The sequence below is a fragment of the Stenotrophomonas sp. GbtcB23 genome, from assembly GCF_019091045.1.
In the GTDB taxonomy this organism is placed as follows: Bacteria; Pseudomonadota; Gammaproteobacteria; order Xanthomonadales; family Xanthomonadaceae; genus Stenotrophomonas; species Stenotrophomonas rhizophila_A.
Genome location: NZ_JAGXKC010000484.1, coordinates 1 through 257, shown reverse-complemented (window position 1 = coordinate 257; position 257 = coordinate 1). Strand labels below are relative to the sequence as shown.

Annotated in this window: 1 protein-coding gene; it reads right to left on the bottom strand. The window is 62.6% G+C overall.

The genetic code is table 11. From position 1 onward, the window contains the following. The coding region (locus KVS69_RS19850; RefSeq protein WP_217539821.1) for a hypothetical protein at window positions 1-226 on the bottom strand (226 nt) is incomplete at its 3' end. Window positions 227-257 lie beyond the last annotated feature (31 nt).

The following is a 257-nucleotide window of genomic DNA, read 5'->3' as shown; positions in this document are numbered from 1 at the left end:
ATGTGGCGGTCAGCATCGAAGGCTGATCGTAGAAGCGGCGTGTCAGCGCAATGATCTCTTCCGCCGGAATGCCGGTCAGCGGTGCGGCCCATTCCGGACTCCGCTCGATACCGTCACGACGCCCCGCGACATAGTCGCGAACGATGTCTGCACCGGTCGTATAGCGCGCAAGGAAATCTTCGGCGGCGCGGCCATCACGGTCGATCTGGCGGATCATCGCCAGCATCAAGGCCGTATCACTGTTCGGACGGATCGGC